This window comes from Lutibacter sp., assembly GCF_030692605.1.
Taxonomy (GTDB): Bacteria; Bacteroidota; Bacteroidia; order Flavobacteriales; family Flavobacteriaceae; genus Lutibacter.
The window spans coordinates 1-6,567 of record NZ_JAUYUD010000014.1 but is presented as its reverse complement, the minus strand read 5'-3'; the positions used below and the strand labels follow the sequence as shown (position 1 = coordinate 6,567).

Annotated in this window: 6 protein-coding genes and 1 pseudogene; 5 read left to right on the top strand and 2 right to left on the bottom strand. The window is 29.3% G+C overall.

From position 1 onward, the window contains the following. Positions 1-122, top strand: a pseudogene (locus tag Q8S45_RS01380) (IS1595 family transposase); the annotation flags it as partial. Positions 123-163: 41 nt separating this feature from the next. Here the strand turns inward: Q8S45_RS01380 and Q8S45_RS01375 are convergent. Both Q8S45_RS01375 and Q8S45_RS01370 read right to left on the bottom strand, forming a co-directional pair. Next, the gene (locus Q8S45_RS01375; RefSeq protein ID WP_305600540.1) at positions 164-1,654 is read right to left on the bottom strand and encodes a hypothetical protein; all 1,491 of its coding nucleotides are present in this window, start codon (positions 1,652-1,654) and stop codon (positions 164-166) included. A 41-nt stretch (positions 1,655-1,695) separates the two neighbouring features. Then, positions 1,696-2,730 (bottom strand): glutaminyl-peptide cyclotransferase, encoded by a 1,035-nt coding sequence (locus Q8S45_RS01370; RefSeq protein ID WP_305600538.1) that lies wholly within the window; start codon positions 2,728-2,730, stop codon positions 1,696-1,698. A gap of 108 nt (positions 2,731-2,838) precedes the next feature. Here Q8S45_RS01370 and Q8S45_RS01365 point away from each other — a divergent pair, with 108 nt between their 5' ends. The 4 genes from Q8S45_RS01365 to Q8S45_RS01350 all read left to right on the top strand — a co-directional run bounded on the left by Q8S45_RS01365 (position 2,839) and on the right by Q8S45_RS01350 (position 6,372). Continuing rightward, positions 2,839-3,090 (top strand): type B 50S ribosomal protein L31, encoded by a 252-nt coding sequence (locus Q8S45_RS01365; protein ID WP_305600536.1) that lies wholly within the window; start codon positions 2,839-2,841, stop codon positions 3,088-3,090. A gap of 167 nt (positions 3,091-3,257) precedes the next feature. Then, positions 3,258-4,364: a nickel-binding protein gene (locus Q8S45_RS01360; protein WP_305600534.1), complete on the top strand. Its 1,107-nt coding sequence runs from the start codon at positions 3,258-3,260 to the stop codon at positions 4,362-4,364. A gap of 116 nt (positions 4,365-4,480) precedes the next feature. Next, a complete protein-coding gene (locus Q8S45_RS01355) occupies positions 4,481-5,872 on the top strand; it encodes an FAD-binding oxidoreductase (RefSeq protein WP_305600531.1) in 1,392 nt (463 codons plus the stop codon). 17 nt (positions 5,873-5,889) lie between these two features. Then, entirely contained in the window at positions 5,890-6,372 is a 483-nt protein-coding gene (locus Q8S45_RS01350; RefSeq protein ID WP_305600529.1) for a cupin domain-containing protein, read from the top strand. Positions 6,373-6,567: the final 195 nt, after the last annotated feature.

Below are 6,567 nucleotides of genomic sequence, written 5' to 3'. Positions count from 1 at the left end.
ATAAAATTAAAGGAAAATATCTTCAATTGTACCTAAATGAGTTCGTTTATAAGCTTAACAGAAGATATTTTGAAGAAAAATTATTCGATAGGCTAGTAATAGCAGGTATTACAGGGTTATGACAGAAAACGGACAATCAGTAAAACAATAACCAATTAAAAATTTAATGCTGGTAAGCCCCAATATCAGCAGGAGAGCTTCGAAGTATACCTAAAATATCATGTGGTACTTGTTGAGTGCCATTAATTGAAGCTTTATTTTTAGCATCAGAATTTACACCAATTTTTAATAGATTGGTTGAAGGCGACTTAAAATCGGCGTTTCCATTTAAAATATTTCCAACATAATTTGTTGTATTATTAAAGTCATATTGCGGTAAATTGGCATATGTTTTATTTGGATCGTTAAATTTTAAAAGGTTATTTGAGAATTTAAAATTAAAAGCAGAACCTTCAACTTTATCTAATAAAAATTCAATGTTATTATTTCCATCAATAATACAGTTTGTAAAATTTACGGCTAAGTTTCTTGTTTCGATTATGTTAGAATTACCCGAAAGGGATTTAAAATAATTATTGATAAGCACTGCTGGATATTCACGAAATCCATTATTCAAAAAGTTTGTAAATGTACAATGAATAAAAGAATAAGTACCTCCAATGGTACAAGCTAAAGAAGATTGTCCACTGTTATTAACCACCACGTTTTCTCCGTAAATAGACGTTTCTCTTCCTAATATTCCAAAATTAGAATTATTATAAATTTCAACATTTTTTAAAGTTAGGGCTGGATTTATAATTGAATTTATTGAATCTGATAAAATACCAACTGTTCCATTTTTAATAACAGCGTTTTTAATGGAAGAATTTTTACTTCCAGAACGTAACCAAATTGTTCCCCACTGTCCAGGAGTATTGCTAAATGTGTGTTCTAAGTGGTCACCTTCAAAAACTACTTTTTTACTTAGGGTGCCTTCAACTTTTAAGGTAGCATTTTTACTGATTATCAAACCTGAATTTGAATGAAAATAAATTTTAGCACCTTCTTCAATAGTTAAAGTTTTATTTTCAGGAACTGCGGCATAACCATAAATCACATAAGGTTTGTTATTGGTAAAAGTTACATTATTATTAAAATAGAATCCATTTATTTTTAGAGATTCTCCAATAGAAATAGTTTCAATAATACCTTGTGCGTTTTTTGATGGAAATAAAAAATGAGCATCTTGCACTAATGTTACTAGTTTAACATTTTGAACGTAGGATTCACTTTCAAATAGAATTTCATCGATATAAATCGGATTTGAAACTTGATTATAATTTATGGTTGTTTCTATAAAAATAAAAATACTATCCTTTGCCAAAATTTCAATATTATTAAAAATTTTACCAGGTTTACCATCAACTTGTATTCTATAATAGGAAGCTTCTCCCTTTGCTAATCGTACCGAAGGGATCGTTATGTTCTTGTTACTTTTATTATAAACTTTTAAATTATAAGTGATTGAACCAATATTAGAAAAAACAGTATCTAAAAAAACAGTATCTTTTGAAAAAGTGAGATTGCCGGAACTTTGAATACTATTAAAATCGTCTCTACAAGATAGGAGAAAAACGATAGTAACAAATAAAACAAAAGAAACCTTTATTCTCATTTTAAATATGGTTTATAAACGTAAATATTTAATTGAAGCAATTATTTTTTTATCAATTCAATTTCAAAAAGTTTGTTCCAATGTTTACCAGTGACAAATAATCGATTGGAAACTTTGTCGTAGGCAATTCCATTCAAAACATCATCGTTTGGATCTAATTTTTGATTTTTTTCAACAAGTTCCCTCAGGCCATCCAAATTTGCCACGCCTTCTACTTTCCCAGACAAAGGGTTTATTATTACAATCGTGTTTTGTTGCCAAATATTAGCATATATTAAGCCGTTAATATATTCCAGTTCATTTAAATTTTCAACTTTACGTTGGTTGGTATATGCTTCTATATAGTCTTCTTCAATTAAGGTATCTGGGTTTAGAATCCAAATTCGCTCTGTACCATCACTTTTTAACAACTTTTCCCCGTTATTGGTTAGTCCCCAACCTTCTATACTTTTAGAATATTTAAATTCACTTTTTCGTTCAAAAGTATTTAAATCATACACAAATCCTTTTCCACCTCTCCAAGTTAATTGAAATATTTTACTGTTAAACAAGGTAATTCCTTCCCCAAAATATTCAGATTCTAATTCTTTTTTTTGAAGAACTTTCCCAGTAATTAATTCTGTTTTTCGAATGGAAGATTCTCCTTTTTTACCAGTTCCTTCGTACAAAAAACCATTATAATATTCCAAACCCTGAGTATAAGCTTCTTTATCATGTGGAAAGGTATTAATAACCTTATATGTATAAATGTTTGGAGCATTTTCTGCTAAAAAATAGATGGTGTTTATTATCTTCTCAGTTTTACCTTCAAAAAATACAATAGAAGTAATTATTTGTTTTCCTAATTTATAAGTAGCAGGATTAATTGTTGCAGAATTATTGCTTTGAGGTATTTTAACATCATTTAAAAGGAATTGAACTGAATCAATGTGTTTATCGTTTTTTTCAGAAAGATTAATTGTAAATTCTTTATTTGAAGCAATTTTTTGTGGTGCATTTAATATAAATTTGTAGTCGGATTTACAACTGGTAACTAAAATAATTATTAAAAAACCTAATGTAAAGTAATATCTCATGATTTTTTGAACATTTATGTAAATAAAATAAATTTATTGTTTGAATATTCAAAAATATGGTTAAATTTGCAGTCTCAAAAATAAAAATACATTTAAAACGAGTTCAAGATGAAAAAAGATATACATCCGGATAATTACAGAATGGTTGCTTTTAAAGATATGTCAAATGAAGATGTATTCTTAACACGTTCCACAGTAAATACAAAAGAAACGATTGATGTGGATGGTGTTGCATACCCTTTGGTAAAAGTAGAGATATCTAGAACATCACATCCTTATTACACTGGTAAAACTAAATTAGTTGATACTGCAGGACGTATCGACAAATTTAAAACTAAATATGCTAAATTTAAAAAGTAATATTTAAGTTATATTATAGTAAAAACCTTCACAATGTGAAGGTTTTTTTTGTTTGAATAATTTTTTAAATAAACATAACTTTTTTTATTTTATTGATAATAAGAGTGTTGTGAAAAGTATTATTGGATAATTAATTTATGTTGAGTATATTGCATAAAAATATTACTATGCCAATATACATGGACCGTCACGACATTCCGAAAGAAATTACCGCTGAACATGTGGCTGAAATGCATCAAGCAGATTTAAAAATACAACATTTATATGGTTGTAAAGGGATGACATACTGGTGTGATGAAAATAGAAAAACAGCATTTTGTTTAATAGAAGCACCTAATAAAAAGGCCATTCAGGAAATGCACAATCATGCACATGGTGAGTTTCCGCATAGTATTATTGAAGTAAATGAAAAAATAGTTGAATCATTTCTTGGTCGTATTGAAGATCCTGAAAAAGCTCAAAATACCAAATTAAATATTATTAATGACCCAGCTTTTAGAGTTATAATGGTTATTGAAACAAGCGATTATTTGAATAGATTAGAATCAAATCAGTATAATATTTTTACACAAAAATTTCATTATAGTGTTTTAAAAACCTTGAAACAGTTTAAAGGAAGAATCGTAAAAAAAGACAATAATAGTTATTTGGTATCTTTTATATCCGTTTCCGACGCGGTGTTATGCGCATTAAAAGTTCAATTTAAATTTAAGTACGTTACCCCTAAATTTGATCCAATAAATCGACAACTTAAAATTGGGTTAAGTTCAGGTGTTCCTGTTACAGATAAAGATAATATTTTTGAAGAAGCAACTACTTTAGCAACAAGAATGTGTGAGGTAATTAAAGAACAACTAGTTATTTCAGCTGAGGTAAAAGATTTGTATGAAAGTGAAAATAGAAATGTTAATATAAATACAGATTTAATTCGTTCATTAAGACCTTCAGAAGAAAAGTTTCTCACTCATTTAATGGATTTTACGGAATTCAATTGGAATAAACTTAATTTTAATGTCGATAATTTTAGTAAAGAATTGGGTTATAGTAAATCTCAGTTATATCGAAAATTAATGAACCTAACAGGAAAATCTGCAAATAGCTTTTTAAGAGAATTTAGGTTGCATAAAGCCCTAAATTTATTGCATAAACAGCAAGGTAATATTTCTGAAATAGCTTATGAAACAGGGTTTAATAGCCCGACATATTTTTCAAAATGTTTTATGAATAAATATGGTATTCTTCCTTCAAAATATATGCAGCAGCATATCATTTAAGTGTTACTTTTTTTAAAAATTTAAAATGGTTTAAAATTATAGTTTTTTGAATCATATGTACTGATAGATCTATTTATTTTGAAATACATTTGAGTACTAACTAAAAATTAAAAATCATGAAAAATTTAGTGAAACACCTAGATGTTTCAATAATTGAAGCATTTGGGACTCAAATTAGGGGAGAATTGATTCTTCCGAAAAATTCAAATTATAGTGAGACTCGTAAAGTTTATAATGGGATGATAAATAAACATCCTGGGATGTTTGTTATGTGCGTAGATGTTGCCGATGTTATTGCTTCTGTAAATTTTGGAAGAGAAAATAATTTATTAATTGCAGTAAGAGGAGGTGGACATAATGGAGGAGGTCTAGGCCTTTGTGATGATGGATTGGTAATCGATTTGTCTGGAATTAAATATGTTAGAGTAGACACTTCTAATAATACTGTTAGGGTTGGTGGCGGAAACCTTTGGGGAGAAGTAGATCACGCAACACATCCTTTTGGCTTAGCAATACCTGCAGGTATTATTTCTTCCACAGGTGTTGGTGGGTTAACATTGGGTGGTGGTGTTGGACATTTATCTCGTAAATATGGATTAACAATTGACAATCTTTTGGAAGCTGATATGGTTTTGGCTGATGGAAGTTTTGTAACGGTAGATAAAAATCGAAATGCTGACTTGTTTTGGGCTATTAGAGGTGGTGGTGGAAATTTTGGGATTGTAACCTCCTTTAAATTTCAAGCACATTCTGTTAAAACTGTTTATGGTGGCCCAACTTTATGGCCTATTGAAAAAACAGAAGAAATAATGGAATGGTATCATAAATTTCTAAATAGTTCTCCTGATGAATTGAATGGATTTATTGCAACCATGATTATACCTGGACCACCATTTCCTGAACATTTGCATAACAAGCAATTCTGTGGTATAGTTTGGTGTTATACAGGCAATATGAATAAAGCCAAAGAAGCATTCAAACCTATTTTAGCAAAGAATCCATTATTTGAACATGTTGGTGAAATGCCATATCCATCTATTCAAACTTTATTTGATGGTTTAATGCCTTCAGGTTTACAATGGTATTGGAGAGCCGACTTTTTTAATGAATTAGGTTCAGAAATTAGAGCCCAACATTTAAATTTTGGTTCAAAAATTCCAACACCTCTTTCTCAAATGCATTTATATCCAATTAGTGGAGCTGCAAGTAGAGTTGGAGCCGAAGATACGCCTTGGGCTTATCGTGATGCAAAATATGCAGGTGTTATTGTAGGTGTTGATCCAGATTCAAAAAATGCTGACAAAATTACTAAATGGTGTAAAGATTATTGGGAAGCATTGCATCCTTATTCGTCGGGAGGTGCCTATTCTAATTTTATGATGGATGAAGGACAAGATCGAGTAAAAGCAAGTTATAAACACAATTATGAGCGATTAACTAAAATTAAAAGAAAATACGATTCAGCTAATTTATTTAGTGTAAATCAAAATATTAAACCAAGTGAATAACCTAAAAAATAATAATTATGAAACTATTAACTATTAAATCAAATCTAAAAATCATTTTATTTATTTCATTTTTTTTAGTAACGTTAACTATTTTTGCTCAGCAAAATGTGGGAATTGAAAGTGAGATGTCTGTTTTAGTTACAGATAAAGATGCGGATTTACAATGGGGACCTTGCCCGCCATTTATGCCAGAAGGTTGTTCTATTGCTGTTTTACATGGAGATCCTGTAAAAAGAAATTTAGATGTTTTTTTTAAAGTGCAAGCGAACTCAGATATTCCAAATCATTGGCATCATTCTGCAGAACGAATGATTCTAATTTCAGGTGAATTACACGTTACTTATGAAGGAGAAAGCACTCAAATTATGAAAGTAGGATCCTATGCTTATGGTCCATCAAATAAACCTCATATTGCAAAATGTGTAAATTCAGGGCCTTGTGTTTTATTTATTGCCTTTGAAGAGCCATTAGACGCATTTCCTGTAATTATAAAAAAGTAAATCAGTTAGGTTTTAGATTTAAAATAATCAAATTTATTCACAAAAAAAACATCACTAAAATAGACTGCCCCCAAAAAGTTAGACACTATTTGGGGGTATTTTTATGGAAAGAAAAGTGAAATATGATTACACATTTAAACTTGAATGTGTAAAATTAGTATTAGAGAAACATTATTCATGTTTATTAGTTTCAAA